At 55.7% G+C, this 20,469-nt stretch carries 18 protein-coding genes, 1 tRNA gene and 1 pseudogene; 8 read left to right on the top strand and 12 right to left on the bottom strand.

Features of this window, described 5'->3' with window-relative positions:
• Positions 1-73: 73 nt before the first annotated feature.
• The 5 genes from rng to A7P97_RS04585 form a co-directional block, all read right to left on the bottom strand.
• Positions 74-1,573, bottom strand: a complete 1,500-nt coding sequence (gene rng / locus A7P97_RS04605; protein WP_067530574.1) for a ribonuclease G — start codon at positions 1,571-1,573, stop codon at positions 74-76.
• 178 nt (positions 1,574-1,751) lie between these two features.
• Positions 1,752-3,053, bottom strand: coding sequence for a tyrosine--tRNA ligase (gene tyrS, locus A7P97_RS04600; protein WP_067530573.1), 1,302 nt, complete (start codon positions 3,051-3,053; stop codon positions 1,752-1,754).
• A 148-nt stretch (positions 3,054-3,201) separates the two neighbouring features.
• Positions 3,202-3,278 (bottom strand) — tRNA-Pro (locus tag A7P97_RS04595).
• Positions 3,279-3,289: 11 nt separating this feature from the next.
• Entirely contained in the window at positions 3,290-3,667 is a 378-nt protein-coding gene (locus A7P97_RS04590) for a hypothetical protein (RefSeq protein ID WP_082887600.1), read from the bottom strand.
• Positions 3,664-3,870, bottom strand: coding sequence for a dioxygenase (locus A7P97_RS04585; protein WP_067530978.1), 207 nt, complete (start codon positions 3,868-3,870; stop codon positions 3,664-3,666). The genes A7P97_RS04590 and A7P97_RS04585 overlap by 4 nt, the downstream gene beginning before the upstream one ends.
• A gap of 268 nt (positions 3,871-4,138) precedes the next feature.
• On the opposite strand from A7P97_RS04585, the gene dinG reads away from it, so the two are divergent.
• Positions 4,139-6,274, top strand: coding sequence for an ATP-dependent DNA helicase DinG (dinG, locus tag A7P97_RS04580; RefSeq protein ID WP_067530572.1), 2,136 nt, complete (start codon positions 4,139-4,141; stop codon positions 6,272-6,274).
• A 100-nt stretch (positions 6,275-6,374) separates the two neighbouring features.
• Here the strand turns inward: dinG and A7P97_RS04575 are convergent, their stop codons facing one another.
• Together A7P97_RS04575 and A7P97_RS04570 are read right to left on the bottom strand one after the other, a co-directional pair.
• The gene (locus A7P97_RS04575; protein WP_125080264.1) at positions 6,375-6,605 is read right to left on the bottom strand and encodes a hypothetical protein; all 231 of its coding nucleotides are present in this window, start codon (positions 6,603-6,605) and stop codon (positions 6,375-6,377) included.
• A 255-nt stretch (positions 6,606-6,860) separates the two neighbouring features.
• The gene (locus tag A7P97_RS04570; protein ID WP_067530570.1) at positions 6,861-8,105 is read right to left on the bottom strand and encodes a D-alanyl-D-alanine carboxypeptidase family protein; all 1,245 of its coding nucleotides are present in this window, start codon (positions 8,103-8,105) and stop codon (positions 6,861-6,863) included.
• Positions 8,106-8,332: 227 nt separating this feature from the next.
• Between A7P97_RS04570 and ilvA the strand changes: the two genes are divergently transcribed.
• The 5 genes and pseudogenes from ilvA (at position 8,333) to glyA (ending at position 13,425) form a co-directional block, all read left to right on the top strand.
• Positions 8,333-9,853 carry a threonine ammonia-lyase, biosynthetic gene (gene ilvA / locus A7P97_RS04565; protein ID WP_067530569.1) on the top strand — a complete coding sequence of 507 codons (1,521 nt, stop codon included), beginning with the start codon at positions 8,333-8,335 and terminating at the stop codon, positions 9,851-9,853.
• Positions 9,854-10,048: 195 nt separating this feature from the next.
• A complete protein-coding gene (locus tag A7P97_RS04560; RefSeq protein WP_067530568.1) occupies positions 10,049-10,684 on the top strand; it encodes an alpha/beta hydrolase in 636 nt (211 codons plus the stop codon).
• Positions 10,685-10,827: 143 nt separating this feature from the next.
• Positions 10,828-11,151, top strand: a complete 324-nt coding sequence (gene cutA / locus A7P97_RS04555; protein WP_067530567.1) for a divalent-cation tolerance protein CutA — start codon at positions 10,828-10,830, stop codon at positions 11,149-11,151.
• A 208-nt stretch (positions 11,152-11,359) separates the two neighbouring features.
• Positions 11,360-12,044: pseudogene (locus A7P97_RS04550) on the top strand (IS1595 family transposase).
• A 130-nt stretch (positions 12,045-12,174) separates the two neighbouring features.
• Positions 12,175-13,425 carry a serine hydroxymethyltransferase gene (gene glyA / locus A7P97_RS04545; RefSeq protein ID WP_067530566.1) on the top strand — a complete coding sequence of 417 codons (1,251 nt, stop codon included), beginning with the start codon at positions 12,175-12,177 and terminating at the stop codon, positions 13,423-13,425.
• Between the two features lie 213 nt (positions 13,426-13,638).
• Here the strand turns inward: glyA and erpA are convergent, their stop codons facing one another.
• Together erpA and A7P97_RS04535 are read right to left on the bottom strand one after the other, a co-directional pair.
• The gene (gene erpA / locus A7P97_RS04540) at positions 13,639-13,989 is read right to left on the bottom strand and encodes an iron-sulfur cluster insertion protein ErpA (protein WP_003821808.1); all 351 of its coding nucleotides are present in this window, start codon (positions 13,987-13,989) and stop codon (positions 13,639-13,641) included.
• Between the two features lie 249 nt (positions 13,990-14,238).
• Positions 14,239-15,744: an SEL1-like repeat protein gene (locus A7P97_RS04535; protein ID WP_067530565.1), complete on the bottom strand. Its 1,506-nt coding sequence runs from the start codon at positions 15,742-15,744 to the stop codon at positions 14,239-14,241.
• 556 nt (positions 15,745-16,300) lie between these two features.
• Between A7P97_RS04535 and A7P97_RS04530 the strand changes: the two genes are divergently transcribed.
• Positions 16,301-17,137 (top strand): 23S rRNA (adenine(2030)-N(6))-methyltransferase RlmJ, encoded by an 837-nt coding sequence (locus tag A7P97_RS04530; RefSeq protein WP_067530977.1) that lies wholly within the window; start codon positions 16,301-16,303, stop codon positions 17,135-17,137.
• Positions 17,138-17,210: 73 nt separating this feature from the next.
• On the opposite strand, the gene A7P97_RS04525 is transcribed toward A7P97_RS04530, so the two are convergent.
• Positions 17,211-17,711 carry a hypothetical protein gene (locus A7P97_RS04525; protein ID WP_125080268.1) on the bottom strand — a complete coding sequence of 167 codons (501 nt, stop codon included), beginning with the start codon at positions 17,709-17,711 and terminating at the stop codon, positions 17,211-17,213.
• 97 nt (positions 17,712-17,808) lie between these two features.
• Here A7P97_RS04525 and A7P97_RS10680 point away from each other — a divergent pair, with 97 nt between their 5' ends.
• Positions 17,809-18,057, top strand: a complete 249-nt coding sequence (locus A7P97_RS10680) for an alternative ribosome-rescue factor A (protein WP_067446758.1) — start codon at positions 17,809-17,811, stop codon at positions 18,055-18,057.
• 245 nt (positions 18,058-18,302) lie between these two features.
• On the opposite strand, the gene A7P97_RS10675 is transcribed toward A7P97_RS10680, so the two are convergent.
• Entirely contained in the window at positions 18,303-18,608 is a 306-nt protein-coding gene (locus tag A7P97_RS10675) for a hypothetical protein (RefSeq protein ID WP_231865652.1), read from the bottom strand.
• 84 nt (positions 18,609-18,692) lie between these two features.
• A complete protein-coding gene (locus tag A7P97_RS04510) occupies positions 18,693-20,318 on the bottom strand; it encodes an ABC-F family ATPase (RefSeq protein ID WP_067530563.1) in 1,626 nt (541 codons plus the stop codon).
• Positions 20,319-20,469 lie beyond the last annotated feature (151 nt).

Raw genomic sequence — 20,469 nt, 5'->3', positions numbered from 1 at the left:
TAGCTAAAAAATTTTAGCTAGCAGCAACTTGCCGTGCTGTGTTTTCAGCTAGCTTTTTTCTTATCCAACCCCATCACAACAGCACAATATCAAACTGCTCCTGCATGTAGCTGTTTTCCACCATCAGGGAAACGGGTTTGCCGATAAAATCAATCAACAGCGCGAGCGATTGCGATTCTTCGTCCAAAAACAAATCGATAACGGCCGGTGCGGCGAGGATGCGGAATTCGCGGGCATCGAAGCGGCGGGATTCGCGCACGATTTCGCGTTGGATTTCGTAGCACACGGTTTGCGGGGTTTTCAGGTAGCCCCTGCCATGGCAGGTGGGGCAGGGTTCGCACAGGATGTGGTTGAGGTTTTCGCGCGAACGTTTGCGGGTGAGCTCCACCAGCCCTAGGCTGGTGAAGCCGTTGAGGGTAACGCGGGTGCGGTCGAAGCGCAGGGCTTTGGCCATCTCGCCCAATACGGCCTGGCGGTGCTCTTCGCTCACCATATCGATGAAATCCACAATAATCATGCCGCCGAGGTTGCGCAGGCGCAGCTCGCGGGCGATGGCGTGGCAGGCATCGAGGTTGGTTTTGAAGATGGTTTCGTCGAAATTGCGTGCGCCCACGAAGCCGCCGGTGTTCACGTCGATGGTGGTCATGGCTTCGGTGCTCTCGATAATCAGGTAGCCGCCGAAGTTTAAATCCACACGCGGCTTGAGCGACTGGTTGATTTCCTGCTCCACATGATGGAGCTCGAACAAGGGTTTTTCGCCCTGATAGTGTTGGATACGTTCCACCGCGCCCTGCACGTATTGCTGGGCAAATTCCTGCATCAGGCGGTAATTATTGGCGGAATCGACGAAGATTTTCTGGGTGTTGCCGTTGAACATATCGCGCAGCACGCGCAGGCTCAGGGGCAAATCCTGATACAGCATGGTTTCGGGCGGGCTGGTTTTGGAGCGGGCGAGGATGTCTTGCCACAACTTGGACAGGTAATCGATGTCGGCCTGCAATTCTTCGTCGCGGGCGTTTTCGGCGCTGGTGCGGATGATGTAGCCACCGGCGTTTTCGGGCAGCAAGGCTTTGAGGCGGGCACGCAATTCGTTGCGCTCTTCTTCGTCTTCAATGCGCTGGGAAATGCCGATGTGGTCGTCTTGCGGCAGATACACGAGAAAGCGGCCGGCCAAGGAGATTTGGGTGGAAAGGCGCGCGCCTTTGCTGTTAATCGGGTCTTTAATCACCTGCACCAGGATGGTTTGCCCTTCAAACAGCATATGCTCGATGCGCTGGGTTTCTTCCGGCTTCTGCCGCTGTTCGAGCACGTCCACGATGTGCAAAAAGGCGGCGCGCTCCAAGCCGATGTCGATAAAGGCGCTCTGCATGCCGGGCAGCACGCGTTTGACCACGCCCAAATAAATATTGCCCACCAGCCCGTGGCCGCTGTTGCGGTCGATGTGCAGCTCGCACACTTTGTTTTCTTCCAACAGCGCCACGCGGGTTTCCTGCGGCGTTACGTTCACCAAAATGGTTTCCGGCGGGCGGCCTGAATTATCGGCCAGCCGGATTGGGTTGATTGCCTGTAGCATGTTCAGCTTTCTGATTTCAATTTAGATTTTGCAGAACAGGCTGATGGCCTGCCTGTTCTGCAAAATCTACTGTCTGCCGGCTGACCGGAGGCAGAATCATACGATGAAAACAACCTTGCCGACAACCTGAACAGCAGCCGGAAAACCAGTTTCAGGTAGCCTTTAGTTTTCATTCAACTCATTGCCACACCAAAAGCGCGTGGTTGCGTTTGCCGCGGCGGAGGATGGTGTATTTGCCGAAGCGTTTGTGTGCGTCGGTCAAGAGGTAGGCATCGTCGGGGCGTTCGGCGGCGTGGTTCGGGTTGTTCGATTCGGCGGCTTGGCCGTTGAGTAATACCGCTTTGCTGTTCACAAAACCGCGCGCTTCTTTGTTGGAAGAAGCCAAGCCGGTTTTCACCAAGGCTTCCACCACATTGAGGCTACCTGAAACCTCAAATGCGGGCAGGCCGTCGAGGGCGAGCTGTTCGAAGTCGCTTTCCGTCAGGCTGCTTTGATCTTCGGCAAACAGGCTCTCGGTAATGCGCTGCGCGGCTTGCAGGGCGGCTTCGCCGTGAATCAGGCGGGTCATTTCTTCGGCGAGGATGCGTTGCGCTTCGGGCTTGGTGCCGCTGGCTTGGTCTTTGACTTCGATGGCGTCGATTTCTTCGATAGACAGGAAGGTGAAGTATTTCAGGAATTTATACACATCGGCATCGGCCACTTTCAGCCAGAACTGGTAGAACTGATACGGCGAGGTTTTCTTCGCGTTCAACCATACCGCGCCGCCTTCGGTTTTGCCGAATTTGGTGCCGTCGGATTTGGTTACCAGCGGCAGGGTCAGGCCGAATACTTGTTTTTGGTGCAGGCGGCGGGTCAGGTCGATACCGGCGGTGATGTTGCCCCATTGGTCGGAGCCGCCAATTTCCAAAACCGCGCCGTGGCGTTTGTTCAGTTCGGCAAAGTCGTAGCCTTGCAAAAGGGCGTAGGAAAATTCGGTAAACGAAATGCCCACGTCGTCGCGCTCGATGCGCTGTTTGACGGATTCCCGCGCCAGCATGGAATTGACGGAGAAATGCTTGCCGATGTCGCGCAGGAAGTCGAGGCAGTTCATGCTGCCGAACCAGTCGGCGTTGTTCGCCATGATGGCGGCGTTTTCGCCTTCAAAGCTCAAAAACGGTTTCAGCTGGTTGCGGATGCTTTCCACCCAGCCGGCAACGGTTTCGGCGGAATTCAAGCTGCGCTCGGTTGCTTTGAAGCTGGGGTCGCCGATCATGCCGGTCGCGCCGCCCACCAGGGCAATCGGCGTATGCCCGGCCTGTTGGAAACGGCGCAAGGCCAATACGGGCAGCAAATGGCCGATGTGCAGGCTGTCGGCGGTCGGGTCGAAACCGCAGTAGAGGGCGATTTTTTGTTCGTTCAACAACGTGCTCAAAGCTTCGATGTCGGTGGTTTGCGCGATCAGGCCGCGCGCTTGCAGGTCTTGGATAAGGGAGGCGGTCATAACGGATTTCTTTGCAATAACTGGATGGAATAGGAAATTCAGCCCGGCCGAAACCTAAGTTTCAGGTAGCCTTTAAGACCGAGAGGGCGCAGCATTTGCGCCGCACCAAAACAAAAAGACTTGGCGGCACCAAGTCTTTTTGAAAAGCTGGTCGGAATGAGAGGATTCGAACCTCCGACCCCTTCGTCCCGAACGAAGTGCGCTACCAGACTGCGCTACATTCCGAAGAGTACGCATTATAAGTCTGTGTCTGCCGTTTGGCAAGCGCGCGCCGCCTGCACCCTGCCCGCCAAATACAGCGCCGCCGCCGCGCCGGCCATGTCTGCCGCCGCATCGCGCCAATCGGCCTGCCGCGATGCCGTGAGCGCGCCTTGCGCCCACTCGCTGCCCGCAGCCAATACCAGCGCCGCCAGCAGCAAAGCTTGCCACGGCACAGTCCGCCGCCGCAGCAAAAATACTTTAGCCAGCAGCCAAAATTGGCCGAAAAACAAAGCCGCATGCACCACTTTATCGAAATGGGCAAACGGCAGCGGCGCGTTGCCGCCCTGATGCAGCAGCAAGGCATACATCATGCCCGCAAACCACAAAACGCTCAGCCACAGCCAGCGGTTCACGCCCGGTGCTCCTCAAGCCAGTCGGCACACATCATCGCCAGCCGTACAAACCGCCCGCCGCGCTCGTCCAGCACCGCCTGCCACTGCGCCACTTCCTCGGCCGAAGGCGCTTCATCCAAACTGCATTCGTTGAGCCAAAAATCCAGCGTTTCCGCTGCCGCACCCACGGTTTCGGTACGGGAAAATTCCAAGAGTTCAGACATTTCACTCTCCAGCTGTTTGATGATTGATGCGACGGATTGTACTTGCCTTTCATTTCGCACGCCATCGGGTTTCAGGTAGCCTTTATCGCGCAACAGGCTACCTGAAAGCTTATAGCCGTCTCCATGAAGAATATGGCATTGTCTTATTCTGATTTTGGAACACCTATTCCCTCTCTGCCCTGCCCTATATTTTTCAGGTAGCCTCCACTCCCGCCCAAGCCCTCCCATAATCTCTTATAATACCCGCTTCTTTCCAGCCGCCACCGCCATGCTCACCGATTTAGAAAAAGACGCCATCCGCCGCCACTACCAAGCCATCAGCGAAAACCTGCCCCATTTCCGCCCGCGCAAAGCGCAGCGCGAAATGCTGGCCGCCGTGGCCAACACCCTGTCGCGCACGCTGGAAAAGGCCGACGGCGAAGAGCCGCCCAAGCGCGAGGGTGAGAGCATTGCCGTGATTGAAGGCCCCACCGGCGTGGGCAAAAGCCTGGCCTATCTTTTGGCCGGCGGCATCATGGCGCAAACGCGCGGCAAGCGGCTGGTGGTATCCAGCGCCACCGTAGCCCTGCAAGAGCAGCTGGTGGGGCGCGATTTGCCGTTTTTGGTGGAAAAAAGCGGGCTCGAGCTCACCTTTGCCCTGGCCAAAGGGCGCGGCCGCTACCTCTGCCCCTACAAGCTCTACCAGCTCACCCAAAGCCAGGCGCAGCAAAGCCTGGCCGGCTTCGACACCCCGCAAATCCTGTGGGACAGCAAGCCCAAGCCCGAAGAAATCCAAACCCTGCGCGAGCTGGCCGACGCCTTCGCCGAACGCCGCTTCAAAGGCGACCGCGACACCTGGCCGGAGAAAATCGACGACGCCCTCTGGCTCAAGGTGAACAACGACAACTACGGCTGCCTCAAAGCCGCCTGCCCCAACCGCCCAGAATGCCCCTTCTACCTTGCCCGCGACACGCTCGAAACCGTAGACGTGGTGGTGAGCAACCACGATTTGCTCATGGTGGACATCGGCATGGGCGGCGGCGTGATCCTGCCCGCGCCCGAACACAGCTTCTACTGCATCGACGAAGCGCACCACCTGCCCAAAAAAGCGCTCAACCAGTTTGCCGCCGAGCATTCGCTGAACCAAGCCGTGTGGGCACTGGAAAAACTGCCACCAATCACCGATAAAATCGCCGCCGTGGCCGACAAAGCCGAGCTGGCCAACCTGGCCGACGAAGCCGCCGCCGCCCTGCTCGACAGCCTCTACGAATGGCAGTTCCACCTCGGCGACACCCCCGAGCTCGCCTACAACGACAGCGGCCGCGATCCGCAATGGCTGTGGCAAGACGGCCAAATCCCCGAAGGGCTCGCCCTGCTTGTATCCAACACCGCCGCCGCCGCGCAAAGCCTCTACAAACACGCCAACGGCCTCAACGACGCCCTCTCCGCCGCCCGCCGCGAAAAAGACAGCGACAGCGCCCAAATCGACCGCCTCAGCAGCGAGTTCGGCATCTTCCGCGCCCGCATCGAGCAAATCAGCGCCGTGTGGGACTTGCTCGCCACCGAGCCCGCGGGCGACGCCCCGCCGCTGGCCAAATGGATCGAATGCAGCCACAACAGCGACAAAACCGACTACTCCTTCCACGCCTCCCCCGTGAGCGCCGCTGCCATGCTCGCCGCCGGCCTGTGGCGCCGCGCCGCCGGCGCCATCCTCACCTCCGCCACCCTGCAATCGCTCGGCAGCTTCGACCATTTATTGAAACAAACCGGCCTGCAATGGCTACCTGAAACCACCACCCTCGCGCTGGAAAGCCCCTTCAACTTCCCCGCCCAAGGCGAGCTCTACATCCCGCCCGTGGCCGCCAGCCCCAAGCAGGCCGACGCCCACACCGCCGAAATCGCCGAATGGCTGCCCAAGCTCATCAGCCCCGAAGAAGCCGTCGGCACCCTCGTTTTGTTCTCCTCGCGCAAACAGATGCAAGACGTGGCCTTAAGGCTACCTGAAAGCCACCTGCCCCTATTGCTCATCCAAGGCGACCTGCCCAAAGCCATCCTGCTCGAACGCCACCGCCAAGCCATCGCCGAAGGCCGCGCCAGCATCCTGTTCGGGCTCGACAGCTTCGCCGAAGGCCTCGACCTGCCCGGCAGCGACTGCGCCCACGTCATCATCGCCAAACTGCCCTTCACCATGCCCGACCACCCCATTGAAAAAACCCGTAGCCGCTGGATAGAGCAGCGCGGCGGCAACCCCTTCATGGAAATCACCGTGCCCGAAGCCGGCATCAAGCTCACCCAAGCCGTGGGCCGGCTCATCCGCACCGAACACGACTACGGCCGCATCACCATCCTCGACAACCGCATCCTCACCGCCCGCTACGGCAAACAACTCCTCGCCTGTCTGCCCCCGTTCAAACGTATCGGCTGAGCTTGGGGTAAAAGGCTACCTGAAACTGATTAAGAGGTCATAAAGAGGCTACCTGAAAGAGCAGCTTCAACGAAATTAAACCCCCATATCCTTCCAATACCTAGAAACACTGCCCTACGCCAGCCTGCCCGAATGGCAACACCGTCAATGCCGTACCGCCATCAGCTGCTTCCACGAGCTCGGCGGCATGTTCGACTTCCAACAATTCACCCACACCGCCGCCCATGGTGAAGCCGAACGCCACAAATACCATTTGCATATCGCCAACCACACTCTGCACACTGTTATCGCCAAACGTAACGAACAGGCCGTGCAGCGCGCAGCCCGACACCAAGTGCCTCCCTCGCTCAACTTATCCAACATTTCAGCCTGCAAGCCTATACAGGGCACAAAATCAGTGTGGCGGAGTTCTATGGTAACCAGCTCGATTTGCAGCAAAACCGCCTCATCGTGCACGACAGACAGAACAAAATGTCGGTGTGGCAACGCCTACCTACCCACAATCCAACATTACCGCACCCTACCACCCAAACAAAAGGCTACTTGAACAATTTCAGGTAGCCTTTCTCGCATCAATCAAGCCATATCAAGACCCGCTAAACAGGCTCTTAAACCACAGCACGATGCTGTCCCACAGGCGGCCGAAGAAGCCGGCTTCAGCTACGTCGTTGAGCGCCACCACGTCTTTCTGTGCCACCACGCGGTTTTGCGCATCCATAAATTTCACCGTGCCGAGTACTTGGCCTTTAGTAATCGGGGCAAGCACGGGCTGCACGGTTTCCAGCACGGGCTGAAGCTGGGCGGCTTGGCCGTGCGGCACGGTGATATAGGTGGTGTCGATAAAGCCCACGTTCACGGCGTTTTCTGTACCTTTATACACTTTCACCTGTGAAATGGCGGTCTCGGCATCATACAGCTTGGGCGTGTCATAAGATTGCAGCGCCCAATTGAGCAATTTGCTGCTCTCGGCGGCGCGCGCCTGCATGCTTTCAGTGCCCACCACTACAGAAATCACGCGGCGGCCGTTACGTTTGCTGGAGGCAACCAGGTTGTAGCCGGCGCTGTCGGTGTGGCCGGTTTTCATGCCATCCACATCAGGGTCGCGGTAAAGCAGCAGGTTGCGGTTGGGCTGGGTGATGTTGTTGTAGCTGTAAGACTGGATGGCGTAGAGCCGATAGTATTGCGGATAGTCGTGAATGATAGCGGCGGAAAGGGTGATGAGGTCTTGCACCGAGGTGTAGTGCTGCGCGCCGGGCAGGCCGGTGCTATTTTCAAAATGGGTGTCGTTCATGCCGAGCCGTTTGGCTTCGGCGTTCATCAGCTGCACAAACTGTGCTTCGCTGCCGGCCACAGCTTCGGCCAGGGTAATGGAGGCATCGTTACCAGACTGCACAATCACCCCTTTGAGCAAATCATCCACGCGAGCAGGGGTTTTCGGATCGAGAAACATGCGCGATCCTTCTACTTTCCAGCCTTGCTCGGAAACGGTAAAGGTTTGATCCGGTTTGAGCTTGCCTTCTTCCAGCGCTTTAAACACCAAATAAGCGGTCATCAGCTTGGTGAGCGAGGCGGGCTCGATGTGTTCGTTTAATTTGTGCGAGGCGAGCATCTGGCCGCTTTGCGCGTCATACACGGCATAAGCTGAGGCTTTGATTTCGGGCAGCCCCACAGCGGTTACGGGCTGAGTGGCGGCGGAATTGGCAGCGGCAGCCGGAGTGGAAGCGGCGGGCGCAGAGGCTTGGCGGGGGGCGGAAGCGGCTTGCGGCGCAGCCTGCACCTGCCAGCCGGCCACTAAAAGGGATAAGGTGAGGAGGGTGAGTTTTTGTTTCATTGCGTTGTCTGTTTGATTTGGTTGAATGGTTTGCCGGCAACAACGTTTGGTTTGAGTCTATCTGAAAACTTTTCAGATAGACTGCTGCCAAATGCCAATCATGCAGCAAAATCGCACTAATTATAGCCATTCAAACCCGCTTTGCTAAGCGTTTAACCTGATTTTTCTTGCCAGCGGCGACGCAAACAGAGTATCTTGCTTTTTAGTCTCGTTCAAAACACCCTATCATGCCACTACCCTACACCGACTACCTCACCCGCATCCTCACTGCCTCCGTTTACGACTTGGCTGTTGAAACACCACTCGATTTCGCTCGCAACCTTTCCGCGCGCACCGGCAACTGCATTCTGCTCAAGCGCGAGGATCTACAGCCGGTTTTTTCCTTCAAAATCAGAGGGGCATACAATAAAATGGCTAAGCTTCCACCAAAAATGCTGCAAAAAGGTGTGATTGCCGCCAGCGCCGGCAACCACGCGCAGGGCGTGGCGCTTTCCGCGCAGAAGCTCGGCTGCGAAGCCACCATCGTGATGCCTGAAACCGCGCCGCAAATTAAGGTGGACGCAGTACGCTCGCGCGGCGGCAAAGTGGTGCTCAAAGGCGTGTCATTCAACGATGCCTACGACCACGCCATGCAGCTGGCTGACGCCAGCGGTCAAACCTATATCCCGCCGTTTGACGATCCTGATGTGATTGCCGGCCAGGGCACCATCGGGCTGGAAATCGTGCGCCAGCACTCCAAACCGATTGATGCCGTGTTCGTACCTATCGGCGGCGGTGGGCTGGCGGCCGGCGTAGCCGTGTTCATCAAGCAGGTGCGCCCTGAAATCAAGGTAATCGGCGTGCAAACCCACGATTCCTGCGCCATGAAAACCTCCATCGAACACGGTCGGCTGGTCGAGCTCAGAGACGTCGGCCTGTTTTCAGACGGCACGGCAGTAAAACTGGTGGGAAAGGAGACCTTTCGCCTGTGCCGCGAATTCTTGGATGAAATCATCACAGTCGATACCGATGCCATCTGCGGCGCACTCAAAGACATTTTCGACGACACTCGCAGCATCTGTGAGCCCGCCGGCGCGCTGGCCTTAGCCGGCCTCAAAGCCTACATCGCCCGTGAGCAAGTGCAGAGGCAAACCCTGATTGCCGTAACCAGCGGCGCCAATATCAATTTCCACAGCTTGCGTCATGTTTCCGAGCGCAGCGAGCTGGACGAGAGCAACGAAAGTATTTTTGCCGTATCGATCCCCGAGCAGCCTGGTAGTTTCCTAAAATTCATCAACATATTGGGTAACCGAAACATCACCGAGTTCAATTACCGCTACAGCGACAACTCCACCGCCCACATCTTTGTGGCTATCCAAAGCAAAGGCGCGGCCGACCTGGCCGCAATCAGTGCCGCGCTCACCGCCGCCGGCCTGCCCAACACCAACCTTACCAAAAATGAAACCGCCAAAATTCACATTCGCTACATGGTGGGTGGGCGTACCGGCAAAGTAACGCACGAACGTTTGTTCAGTTTTGAATTTCCCAAACGCCCCGGTGCGTTGGCCTACTTCCTCGACCGCATGCAGAGTGGTTGGAACATTACCCTGTTCCACTACCTCAGCCACAGTTCGGATTATGACCGCGTGCTGGTGGGTATCGACATACCGCCCGCTGACAACCAAGCCTTTGCCACCTTCCTGCAAGAGCTGGGCTATGTGCACACCGAACAAACCGACAACACCGCCTACCGCCTGTTCCTTGGCTAGGCCTAGAGCATTACCTGCCACTAGTTTTCAGGTAGCCCTCAAACCCATTCAGGCTACCTGAAACTTGCAGTGGATTAAGTTTAAATCAGGACAAGGCGGTGAGCTGCAGATAGTATAGTAGTACAGCAAGGCAAGCCAACGCTGTCTTGCTTTAAAATTAATTTACTATGAATCTCATTCACAAACTAAAAAACTATGCTAACTCCACAACACCTACTCTGGATAGACGGCCCCGCCGGCCGTCTGCACACCATTTATCTGCCGCCCAAAGCCCCCGAGCGCGGCGTGGCCATCATCAATCACCCCAACCCCCTGCACGGCGGCACATTTACCAACAAAGTGATCCAAACCGCCGCCAAAGTCTATGCCCGTCTAGGCTTCCACTGCTACCTACCCAACCTGCGCGGCGTAGGCAAAAGCGAAGGAGAGTACGACTACGGGCGCGGCGAAACCGACGACTGCCTCGCCGTAATCGACTACGCCCGAAGCCAACACCCCCATGCCGCCCAACTCATCATTTCCGGCTTTTCCTTCGGCGGCTATGTGAGCCTGTTTGCCGCCCGGCAGCACCGCCCCGATGCCCTCGTGCTGCTCGGCCCCGCCGTGGGCATGTATGAAGTGCCCGCTGCCCAAGCCGCCGACCCGGCGCACACTTTGGTGATCCACGGCGAAATTGATGAAGTGGTGCCGCTGGCCAACGCCCTCAGCTGGGCCGCCCCGCAAGACATCCCCGTGGTTGTACTGCCCCAATCCTCCCACTTCTTCCACGGCAAACTCATTCCCCTGCGCGACACCCTGCTGCGCTTCGTACCCAGTGTGTTAGAAAAATAAGCTAATCAGTTTCAGGTAGCCTTTGGATTGGAAAGGCTACCTGAAAAACTATCCACCACACTTTCCTCCTATTGAAACCACAATGTCCGCCAGCCTGCGGCGCCCAACCAGGCTACCTGAAACCCTATCTTCTCCTTACCACCATGCCCGCCTGCCAACCCGCCATCGTCCTCACCACCTGCCCCAGCCAAGCCGAAGCCGAACGCATCAGCGGCCTCTTGCTGCAACATCAACTCGCCGCCTGCGTGCAATACGAAACCATTCAAAGCCAATACATCTGGCAGGGCAAACTCTGCTGCGACAATGAAATCCGCCTCACCATCAAAACCGCCACTCGGCACTATCCCGCCGTTGAACGCCTCATCCTCGAACACCACAGCTACGATTGCCCGCAAATCCTGCTGCTGCCCGTATCCGACGGCGTGGAAGTCTACCTGAAATGGCTGCAAGACAACCTCGCACCGTAATTCGGCAAACGTTCATCACTCAATCTTCTCCCTATATCTTGCCACCCGTTAAAAGGCTGCCTAAAAATTTCAGGTAGCCTTTCTCTCCGCCCTCTGCATATAGCTGAAGCAATTATTTTTGGAGCTGTCCTAGATAATTAGGAATACTCAGATTTGATTAAAGCATTCCCATGAGAGAAGTCGCCTCAATCAGCCTGTCCAAGACAAACTGATCGAATTGTTCGTTGCAGGGGCAACCGCCCGTACTGACACCGAATTGACCGGAGTCAATAAAACCACCGCTGCCTACTACTTTCACCGTTTGAGTTTGCTTTTTTTTCATAGTTGCGAGCACTTGGAATTATTTGATGGCGAAGTAGAAGCAGATGAAAGTTATTTGGAAGGCGGCCGCAAAGGCAAACGCAGTCGCGGAGCAGCCGGCAAAGTTGTGGTATTCGGGCTGTTAAAGCGTAACGGCAAGGTTTACACCGTTACCGTAGCCAATATTAGCGACTACCCTGCTGCCGATTATCCGGGAGCAGATAAGGCCGGACAGCGTAGCTTATACCGATTGCCACAGTATCCCAACGTATTGGATGTCAGCGAGTTTAGCCGCTTGCACATTAATTACCGCACTCATTTTGCAGGCAGGCAAAACCACATTAACGGGATTGAGAATTTCTAGAACCGGGCCAAACGTCATTTATGCAAGTTCAACGGTATTCCGAAAAAAGTATTTCGAGCTGTATTTGAAAGAGTGCGAATGGCGATTTAACAACAATGAAATGAAGTCTCAGATTGCCATGTTGAAACAAATGGTAAGAGATAGTCTGTCCTGGTTATCTAGGTCAGGCTATAATATTTTCATACAAGGCGGCGAGACCACTGAACAGTACAGCACACAGTACAAGTAGTACCGCAAAGCAAGCCAACGCAGCAAGAAGCAAGTAAGTGCCTTAACTATAACCACAGAATTCAGCTACAATACAGCGCCCCTGATACCACCAGCGTCCTACCATTGCCTTTACTAAAGGAGATCCAAGCATGTTTTCCCGCAGCATCACCATCGAACAATATGACCCCGAACTCGCCGCTGCTATTACCGCTGAAGAGCACCGCCAACAAGACCACGTCGAACTGATTGCCTCCGAAAATTATGCCAGCTACGCCGTGATGGAAGCCCAGGGCAGCCAGCTCACCAACAAATACGCCGAAGGCTACCCCGGCAAACGCTACTACGGCGGCTGCGAACACGTGGATGTGGCCGAAGAGCTTGCCCTCGAACGCGTGAAAAAACTGTTCGGCGCCGCCTATGCCAACGTACAGCCCCACTCCGGCTCGCAAGCCAACCAAGCCGTATATGCCTCCGTATTGAAACCCGGCGACACCATCCTCGGCATGAGCCTCGCCCACGGCGGCCACCTCACCCACGGTGCATCGGTAAACATTTCTGGCAAGCTCTACAACGCCATCACCTACGGCCTGGACGAAAACGAAGTGCTCGACTACGCCGAAGTGGAACGCCTCGCGCTTGAGCACAAACCCAAAATGATTGTGGCCGGCGCCTCCGCCTACGCCTTGGAAATCGACTGGGCGAAATTCCGCGAAATCGCCGACAAAGTGGGCGCGTACCTGTTTGTGGATATGGCACACTACGCCGGCCTGATTGCCGCCGGCGAATACCCCAACCCCGTGCCGCACGCCGACTTCGTTACCACCACCACCCACAAAACCCTGCGCGGCCCGCGCGGCGGCGTGATTCTGTGCCGTGACAACACCCACGAAAAAGCGCTCAACTCCGCTATTTTCCCCAGCCTGCAAGGCGGCCCGCTGATGCATGTGATTGCGGCCAAAGCCGTGGCCTTCAAAGAAGCCCTGTCGCCTGAATTCAAGCAATACGCCAAACAGGTGAAAATCAATGCCGCCGCCATGGCCGAAGAGCTGGTAAAACGCGGCCTGCGCATCATTTCCGGCCGTACCGAAAGCCACGTTTTCCTAGTGGATCTGCGCCCGAAACACATCACCGGCAAAGCCGCTGAGGCTGCACTGGGCAAAGCGTTGATTACCATCAACAAAAACGCCATCCCGAACGACCCGGAAAAACCCTTCGTTACTTCCGGCATCCGCGTGGGCACCGCCGCTATCACCACCCGCGGTTTCGACGAAGCTGCCGCCCGCAAACTGGCCAACCTGGTGGCCGATGTGCTGGACAAACCCGAAGACGAAGCCACCCTGGCACGCGTGGCCGGTGAAGTGAAAGCCTTGTGCGATCAATTCCCTGTATACGGCGCATAAGCGGATAGCTTGGATCGTCTCGCTTAAAATAAAACCAGCCGGCTGTTTCCAGCCGGCTTTTTTATGCCATTCAATATATAGCGGATTAAAGATAAGGCGGTGAGTCGCGGATAGTATGAGTAATACGGCAAGGCAAGCCAACGCTGTAGCATTCTTATTTTAAAAGGCTACCTGAAACTTTCAGGTAGCCTTTCATTCATGCGATTGAATCAATCAAACCGAAAACGAAGAACCACAGCCGCAAGTGGTTACGGCATTCGGGTTGCTGCGGATAACGAATTGCGAGCCTTGCAAGCCTTCGGTATAGTCGATTTCCGCGCCGAGCAGGTATTGGTAGCTCATCGGGTCGATTAGGAAAACAAGGCCGCTTTTTTCGATTTGGAAGTCGTCATCGTTCACGATTTCGTCAAAAGTGAAGCCGTATTGGAAGCCGGAGCATCCACCGCCGTTCACGAACACGCGCAGTTTCAAATCAGGGTTATTTTCTTCAGCAATCAGCTCGGCTACCTTATTGCAGCAGCTTTCAGTGAAGATAATGGGATCGCTGTGATCAATATCAGACATGGTTTATTCCTTTTTCTGTGTTATGCGGGATGGGCTTAATTGTGGCGCAAAGCGGGGTTTGCGGGCAAGTCGGCTTGGGTAAATTCTAAGCGGCAAATAAGGGCGGATGCGGCGGGTTTAAAGTGCAGGCAGGCGGTGCCTGCGGCGAAATATTTTAAGGCAGGCGTTGCGTTTCGCCATCACTGCATATAAAGGCTACCTGAAAAACCGTTTGCCATTTTTCAGGTAGCCTTTTGATTTCAGGCAGCCCTAAGCCAATTCTTCCTGCCATTGCTCCAAGAGCTTCTGCCACTCGCCTTCGTTCTTATGGCCTTGGGCGATGGCGGCCTTGAGGTGGGAAATCGCTTCACCGGCGTTGGCGCGCACACCCCAGCCGTGGTAGTAGAGGCAGGCGAGGTTGTAGTGCGCCACGGGATCGTGCCGGAGGGCGGCTTTTTTAAACCAAGCAGCGGCTTTTTCGTAGTCTTTGCCCACAAATTCGCCAAGGAAAAACATCATGCCGAGGTTGGTTTGCGCACGCGGCAGGCCGTATTCGGCGGCGGCTTTATAGAGCGAGAAGGCTTGGCCGATGTCTTGGGTCGTACCATTGAGGCCGAAGTGGCAAACGAAGGCTTGCCGGTAGTGTTCTTCGGCCAGCTGCTCTTCCGGATCGGGCAGATGGCACACCGGATCGGACGCACGGCGCTGGGGTTTCACCGGCTCGGCCAGCTTTTCTTTGGCTTCTTCGTGCCCGTTGAGCACGGCCTGTTCATACCATTGCCGCGCCAGTTTGTCGTCTTTAGATACGCCCAAGCCGTAGCGGTACACATCGCCCATTTGATACATGGCGTCGGCATTACCCAAACGCACGGCTTGCTCCAGGCAACGCACGGCGGCATCGAAGTTTTGCTGGATGCCCTGCCCGGTGAGCAGCTGTTTGGCCAGCAGGTTCAATGCTTCCGAGTCGTTGGCGTTGGCAGCCTGGATAATCCATTGTACGGCGGCCTTGGGGTCGGCAGCACAGCCGATACCGTTAAGCCGCATATGCCCGGCCTTGCTTTGGGCAGCCACCACGCCTTTGGCAGCCACGCGCTCATACCAATGCAGGGCTTTGGCTTTGTCCATGCCACCGAAGCGGCCGGTTTCATACAGGCGGGCGAGCTGCCATTGTGCATCGCCGTAGTCGTGTTCGGCGGCGCGTTTGAGCCAGCTGATGCCTTGGCGCACGTCGGTTTTGGTGCCCAATCCGTGCAGGAGGGCATAGGCCATATGATATTGCGCCTGCGGTTCGCCCAGCGCGGCGGCATGGGAGGCCCAGGCAAAGGCTTTTTGGTGCTGGCCGTGGGCGGCCGCGTTTTCCATCAGCCACACGATGGCCAGCGGGAATTTTTGCGCAGCCAGATGCTGCATCACTTGGCTGGCGGCTAATACGTCTTGCTGCATGCCTTCGCCGTTGGCCTGCATCAAAGCCAGGCTGTAGGCGGCTTTCAGGTAGCCTGAAGCGGCGGCACGCTCCAGCCAATATAGTGCGGTGGCATAGTTTTGCGGCACATTTTGGCCTTGGCGGTTCCATTCGCCCAGCTCGTATTGCGCCTGCTGGTGCCCCATTTCGGCGGCTTGGAGCATATCGGCCACGGCTTTTTCGCGGGTGTCTTCTGCTTCCAACAGCTGTTGGGCACGGCGGTAGTAGGCTTCGGCATCAGGCAGATTATCCTGCTCGGTCCGATTTGTTTTCACCAGCTTAACGGCTTTGCGCCCGAGTGCAAATTTAATCATTCGTTCCAACCGTATTTAAATCTTTCTTTTGGCGGCTATTGCGGCCAGGCCGCATACTGCCACTCCCTAGTTAAGGCCGGTTGGCAAGGGTCATTCCCCTGCCCGCTAACTGTTCTGTTGCACGGCATCTTGTTAATATACAGACATTTTAGCACGCTGGCACACCCTGTGGCAGCCCGTTTAAGCTATTTGAGGCTACCTGAAAAGCCGGAACACACCGATAATTTGCTAACGGAGCCTCTTTTACGCATAAATTGCCAAACTTTCGGGCTATGAATTGTCGTTCATTTGATTTTGGTCAACATTTCTCCCAGCCATTATCTTTATAATTCCTTCCAAGTTGAAAGGATTTAGTGCCCGGCTGGCAAGCAAAGCCGGTTGGTTGAAATAGAGATACTCCTGTTTCTTGCAACATTGGATTCATTTTCCTCTTGATGTGTGTGTGTTTAGGTGTGGCCAACTGCCACACCTTTTTTTATCTGCAATATTTAGCCAAAGTAGCGGAAGCCAACCAACCCGCTATAAAATGCCGCCTTTCTCAACTCAGCGCCACCCCATGCTAAGCTACCGCCACGCCTTCCATGCCGGCAACCATGCCGACATACTCAAACATTTTATCCTGTTTCTCACTCTCAGCTACTTCAACCGCAAAGACAAGCCCTATTGGTATATCGACACCCACAGCGGTGCCAGCTTATATCGCCTGACAGACGATGCCGCACAAAAAACCAGCGAACACCAACAAGGCATCAGCCGCCTGCTTGCCACGCCTGCCTTGCCCGCCGAGCTGGAACAATTCCGCCAACACCTGCGCCATATCCTGCCCGCGCCCGATTTCTATTGCGGCTCGCCCCACCTTGCCCAAAGCCTGCTGCGCGACAGCGACAAAATGCGCCTGTTTGAGCTGCATCCCGCCGATTTTGCCCTGCTGCAGGAAAACACCAGCGCCGACCGCCGCATCATCGCCAAACAAAGCGACGGCTACCAAGGCCTGATTTCCCTCCTGCCGCCCCCGACGCGCCGCGCCCTAATCCTCATCGACCCGCCCTACGAACAAAAACAAGACTACCGCCAAGTAGTCAAAACCCTGCAGGCCGCCCTGCGCCGCTTCTCCACCGGCTGCTATTTGCTGTGGTATCCCTGCCTTTCGCGCGAAGAAAGCCGCCAAATGCCCGCCGAACTGCGCAAACTGCCCATTACCCATTGGCTGCAAGCCGAACTGCATGCCCATGCCCCACGCAGTGACGGCTTCGGCATGCACGGCAGCGGCATGTTCGTTATCAACCCGCCCTATCTGCTGGCCGAACAGCTCGCCGCCAACCTGCCTGCCCTCGCCGAACTCTTGGCGCAAGACCAAGGCGCAAGATTTGTGCTGGAGCAAGAAAGCGCTTAAGCATTTAAGTTTTCAGGTAGCCTTTTCCATACCAAGGCTACCTGAAAAATATAGCCTCACGCCAAACCGGCAATCAATACATTAATTTGTCATACAGCTGCCCCGGCCGGCAGCGATTTCTGATTTCCTCCGCCAATTCCAAAGCATTCCACGCGCTGTTAAGCCACACCTGGTTTCCGGCTGCAGACGACGGCTTAATCCGATTCAAATTCAAACTGAGCGTTTGCGGTACTACGCCGGCCTGTTCCGGCATGCGGTATTGCAATAACAATTTGCTGGGAAAATTTCCGCCCCGCAAATTCACAAATTGCAACCATTCATAAGCCACAAAACCTTCGCCCGCACCCGATAAACAATAACGGATACCCTCTTCCTCCAAACGCACAAACTCGCGTGGCCCGGTACGTTTGCCATGCCACCGCCACCACACCAGCCTGCATACCGCCACTGCAATCAGCAGCAATATACCCAGGTGCAATACTGTTATTCGATATTGCCCAGACAGCAAAGCTATCTGGGCAAGAATAGTGAGCAAAGCCGCGGCACCAAATACAGTAGCCCATCCATTCAACAAACCTCTGCCAAACTCCCACTCCCGCTCCCTCTTGCCCCATCCTAACCGGCAGGCTACAATCCGCGCCCGTTTTAATACAAAACAAAAGGAAAGCCCTATGGCACACCAACTCAATAAAGGCAAAATCCGCGATAACGCACTCAAAGCGCTGGTACGTTCCAATCTGTTCCGGCACAAAACGGAACGTAAAAAGAAAGGCAAAGGCAGCTACAACAGGCAGGCAGCCAAAAAATGGCGGGACGGTTTTGAACAACCGTCCCGTTTCATTTGCACTATGCATAACCAAAGTGCTGCATACAGCCTTGACTGGCCTGTATGGAAAATATTTCAGCTACAGGCTACCTGAAAACTGCTTTACCGATTTTCAGGTAGCCTCATGCTTGGGCAGATTCCAAGCCTGCGCTATGGTTTGTTCCCAAACAATACCCCATAACCGAATGCGAGCAACAGCAACACTACTATCAGCCAAGTAAGAGGCGATTCATTCAGCTCCTTGTAACGCAGCCCGATTGCCTTACAAGCCCGATAGCGCAGGAAAAACGGCAAAAGAGCGTAGACAAGCATCACGCCCACCGCCAGCCAAAATAGGATTTACCCCGCCAACGGCGACAATGAATCCAACACACCCACCATCCAAACAAACAAGGCAAGCAGAGCGGGAATCCCGAGTGTGTACACCCATATCCGCCGAGCCTGACCCCAATGCACCGGCTGCTTGATAATTTGATAATTCGTGCCGGAGAGCATGGTCGGTTCCACCAACAAAATCCGTGCGCTATACAGCGGAATCAGCGGTATCCATAAAGCCACAATCCATGCTGTGGTGATGTAAGTACCGTCCGGCTCGTAATCGCATTCGCCAACAAATGTGGTGCCAAACCCATTGAGTGTAAACATACTTTCCCTTTCTTATATTTTTATTTGAACCATCTGCAAAAGGCTACCTGAAAATTGATTTCTCTTTCAGGTAGCCTTTTGGGGTTACACCAAGCCTTTCTTGGCTAAGTAACCTTCGTAATCGCCCAGATAATATTCATAGCCGCCTTTGCCGTCGAGCTCGATAATCTGCGTGGCGAGCGAGGATACAAACTGGCGGTCGTGCGACACGAAAATCAGCGTGCCTTTGTATTTTTCCAGCGCCATGTTCAGCGATTCGATGCTTTCCATGTCCATGTGGTTGGTCGGTTCGTCCATAATCAGCACATTGGGGCGCAGCAACAGCAGTTTGCCGTAGAGCATACGGCCTTTTTCACCGCCGGAGAGCACTTTCACTTTCTTCACCACGTCGTTGCTGCCGAACAGCAAACGGCCGAGCGTGCCGCGAATCACTTGTTCATCGTCGCCTTCCTGACCCCATTGGCGCATCCATTCGGTCAGGTCCATGTCCACGTCGAAGTCGTTTTCGTGGTCTTGCGGGTAGTAGCCGACGGTGGCTTTTTCCGCCCATTTGATGCTGCCTGCATCGGGCTTGATGTCGGAAAGTTTTTCGTCAAACGCGCCGGCCAAGAGTTTCAGCAAGGTGGATTTGCCCGCGCCGTTCGGGCCGATAATGGCGAGGCGTTGCCCGGCTTCCAGAATATAAGACAATTTTTCAAACAAGGTTTTGTCGAACGATTTGGCCAGGTTTTCCACTTCCACGGCTTGGCGGCGCAGCTTGTTTTTCTCGTCGGTTTCAAAGCGGATATACGGGTTTTGGCGGGTGGAGGGCTTCACTTCCACCATTTCGGCTTTGATTTTGTCGGCCTGCTTCAAGCGGCTGGTGGCTTGGCGGGCTTTGGATTTGTTGGCGGAGAAGCGAGCCACAAATTCTTGCAGTTCCTGCAATTTTTCTTTGGCTTTGGCGTTGTCTTTCAGGGCGCGTTCGCGGGATTGGGCGGAGGCGAGCATGTAGTCGTCGTAATTACCGGGGTAAACGGTGATAGTGTTGTAGTCCAAATCCGCCATGTGGGTGCAGACTTCGTTCAGGAAGTGGCGGTCGTGGCTGATGATAATCATGGTGCTGTCGTATTGGTTCAGCACGCCTTCCAGCCAGCGGATGGTGTTGATGTCCAAGTTGTTGGTCGGCTCGTCCAACAGCAACACGTCGGGTTTGGAGAACAGGGCTTGCGCCAGCAGCACGCGCAGCTTGAAGCCGGGGGCGACTTCCGCCATGGTGGCGTTGTGCAGTTCTTCGGCAATGCCCACGCCGCTCAATAATTCGGCGGCGCGCGCTTCGGCGGTGTAGCCGTCGTATTCGGCAAACTTGGCTTCCAGTTCGGCCGCGTGCATATAGTCTTCTTCGGTGGCTTCGGGGTTGGCGTAAATCGCGTCGCGTTCGGTCATCGCCGCCCACATTTCGGTGTGCCCCATCATTACCACGTCCAGTACGCGCATGTCTTCGTAGGCAAACTGGTCTTGGCGCAGTTTGCCCAGGCGCACGCCGTGTTCAATCGCCACTTCGCCGCTGGTCTGCTCCAAATCGCCACCCAAAATTTTCATGAAGGTGGACTTGCCCGAACCGTTCGCGCCGATGAGGCCGTAGCGGTTGCCTTCGCCGAATTTAACGGATACGTTTTCAAACAGCGGCTTCGCGCCGAACTGCATGGTGATGCCGGAAGTGGAAATCATGGGTGTGCCTTTGCGGAAAATTAGAATGTAAAAAACGGGCAATTTTAACACAATCAATGCTTTCTGTATTTAAAACAACCCTTCTCACCATGGCCGGCATCTATGGCAGCGGAAACCGTTCTTTCTTCTTGCCGAGCGAAGAGTTGCAAAC

Origin of the sequence: Eikenella sp. NML070372, from assembly GCF_001648415.1 — a bacterium.
GTDB classification, from domain to species: domain Bacteria; phylum Pseudomonadota; class Gammaproteobacteria; order Burkholderiales; family Neisseriaceae; genus Eikenella; species Eikenella exigua.
Note: the sequence above shows the minus strand (reverse complement) of the source record. Positions and strands in the feature narration are given on the sequence as shown.

Coding starts and splice junctions, on each gene's coding strand:
- rng (WP_067530574.1), bottom strand. CDS start 1,573: ATGCTACAGGCAATCAACCCAATCCGGCTGGCCGATAATTCAGGCCGC.
- tyrS (WP_067530573.1), bottom strand. CDS start 3,053: ATGACCGCCTCCCTTATCCAAGACCTGCAAGCGCGCGGCCTGATCGCG.
- A7P97_RS04585 (WP_067530978.1), bottom strand. CDS start 3,870: ATGTCTGAACTCTTGGAATTTTCCCGTACCGAAACCGTGGGTGCGGCA.
- dinG (WP_067530572.1), top strand. CDS start 4,139: ATGCTCACCGATTTAGAAAAAGACGCCATCCGCCGCCACTACCAAGCC.
- A7P97_RS04570 (WP_067530570.1), bottom strand. CDS start 8,105: ATGAAACAAAAACTCACCCTCCTCACCTTATCCCTTTTAGTGGCCGGC.
- ilvA (WP_067530569.1), top strand. CDS start 8,333: ATGCCACTACCCTACACCGACTACCTCACCCGCATCCTCACTGCCTCC.
- A7P97_RS04560 (WP_067530568.1), top strand. CDS start 10,049: ATGCTAACTCCACAACACCTACTCTGGATAGACGGCCCCGCCGGCCGT.
- cutA (WP_067530567.1), top strand. CDS start 10,828: ATGCCCGCCTGCCAACCCGCCATCGTCCTCACCACCTGCCCCAGCCAA.
- glyA (WP_067530566.1), top strand. CDS start 12,175: ATGTTTTCCCGCAGCATCACCATCGAACAATATGACCCCGAACTCGCC.
- erpA (WP_003821808.1), bottom strand. CDS start 13,989: ATGTCTGATATTGATCACAGCGATCCCATTATCTTCACTGAAAGCTGC.
- A7P97_RS04535 (WP_067530565.1), bottom strand. CDS start 15,744: ATGATTAAATTTGCACTCGGGCGCAAAGCCGTTAAGCTGGTGAAAACA.
- A7P97_RS04530 (WP_067530977.1), top strand. CDS start 16,301: ATGCTAAGCTACCGCCACGCCTTCCATGCCGGCAACCATGCCGACATA.
- A7P97_RS10680 (WP_067446758.1), top strand. CDS start 17,809: ATGGCACACCAACTCAATAAAGGCAAAATCCGCGATAACGCACTCAAA.
- A7P97_RS10675 (WP_231865652.1), bottom strand. CDS start 18,608: ATGTTTACACTCAATGGGTTTGGCACCACATTTGTTGGCGAATGCGAT.
- A7P97_RS04510 (WP_067530563.1), bottom strand. CDS start 20,318: ATGATTTCCACTTCCGGCATCACCATGCAGTTCGGCGCGAAGCCGCTG.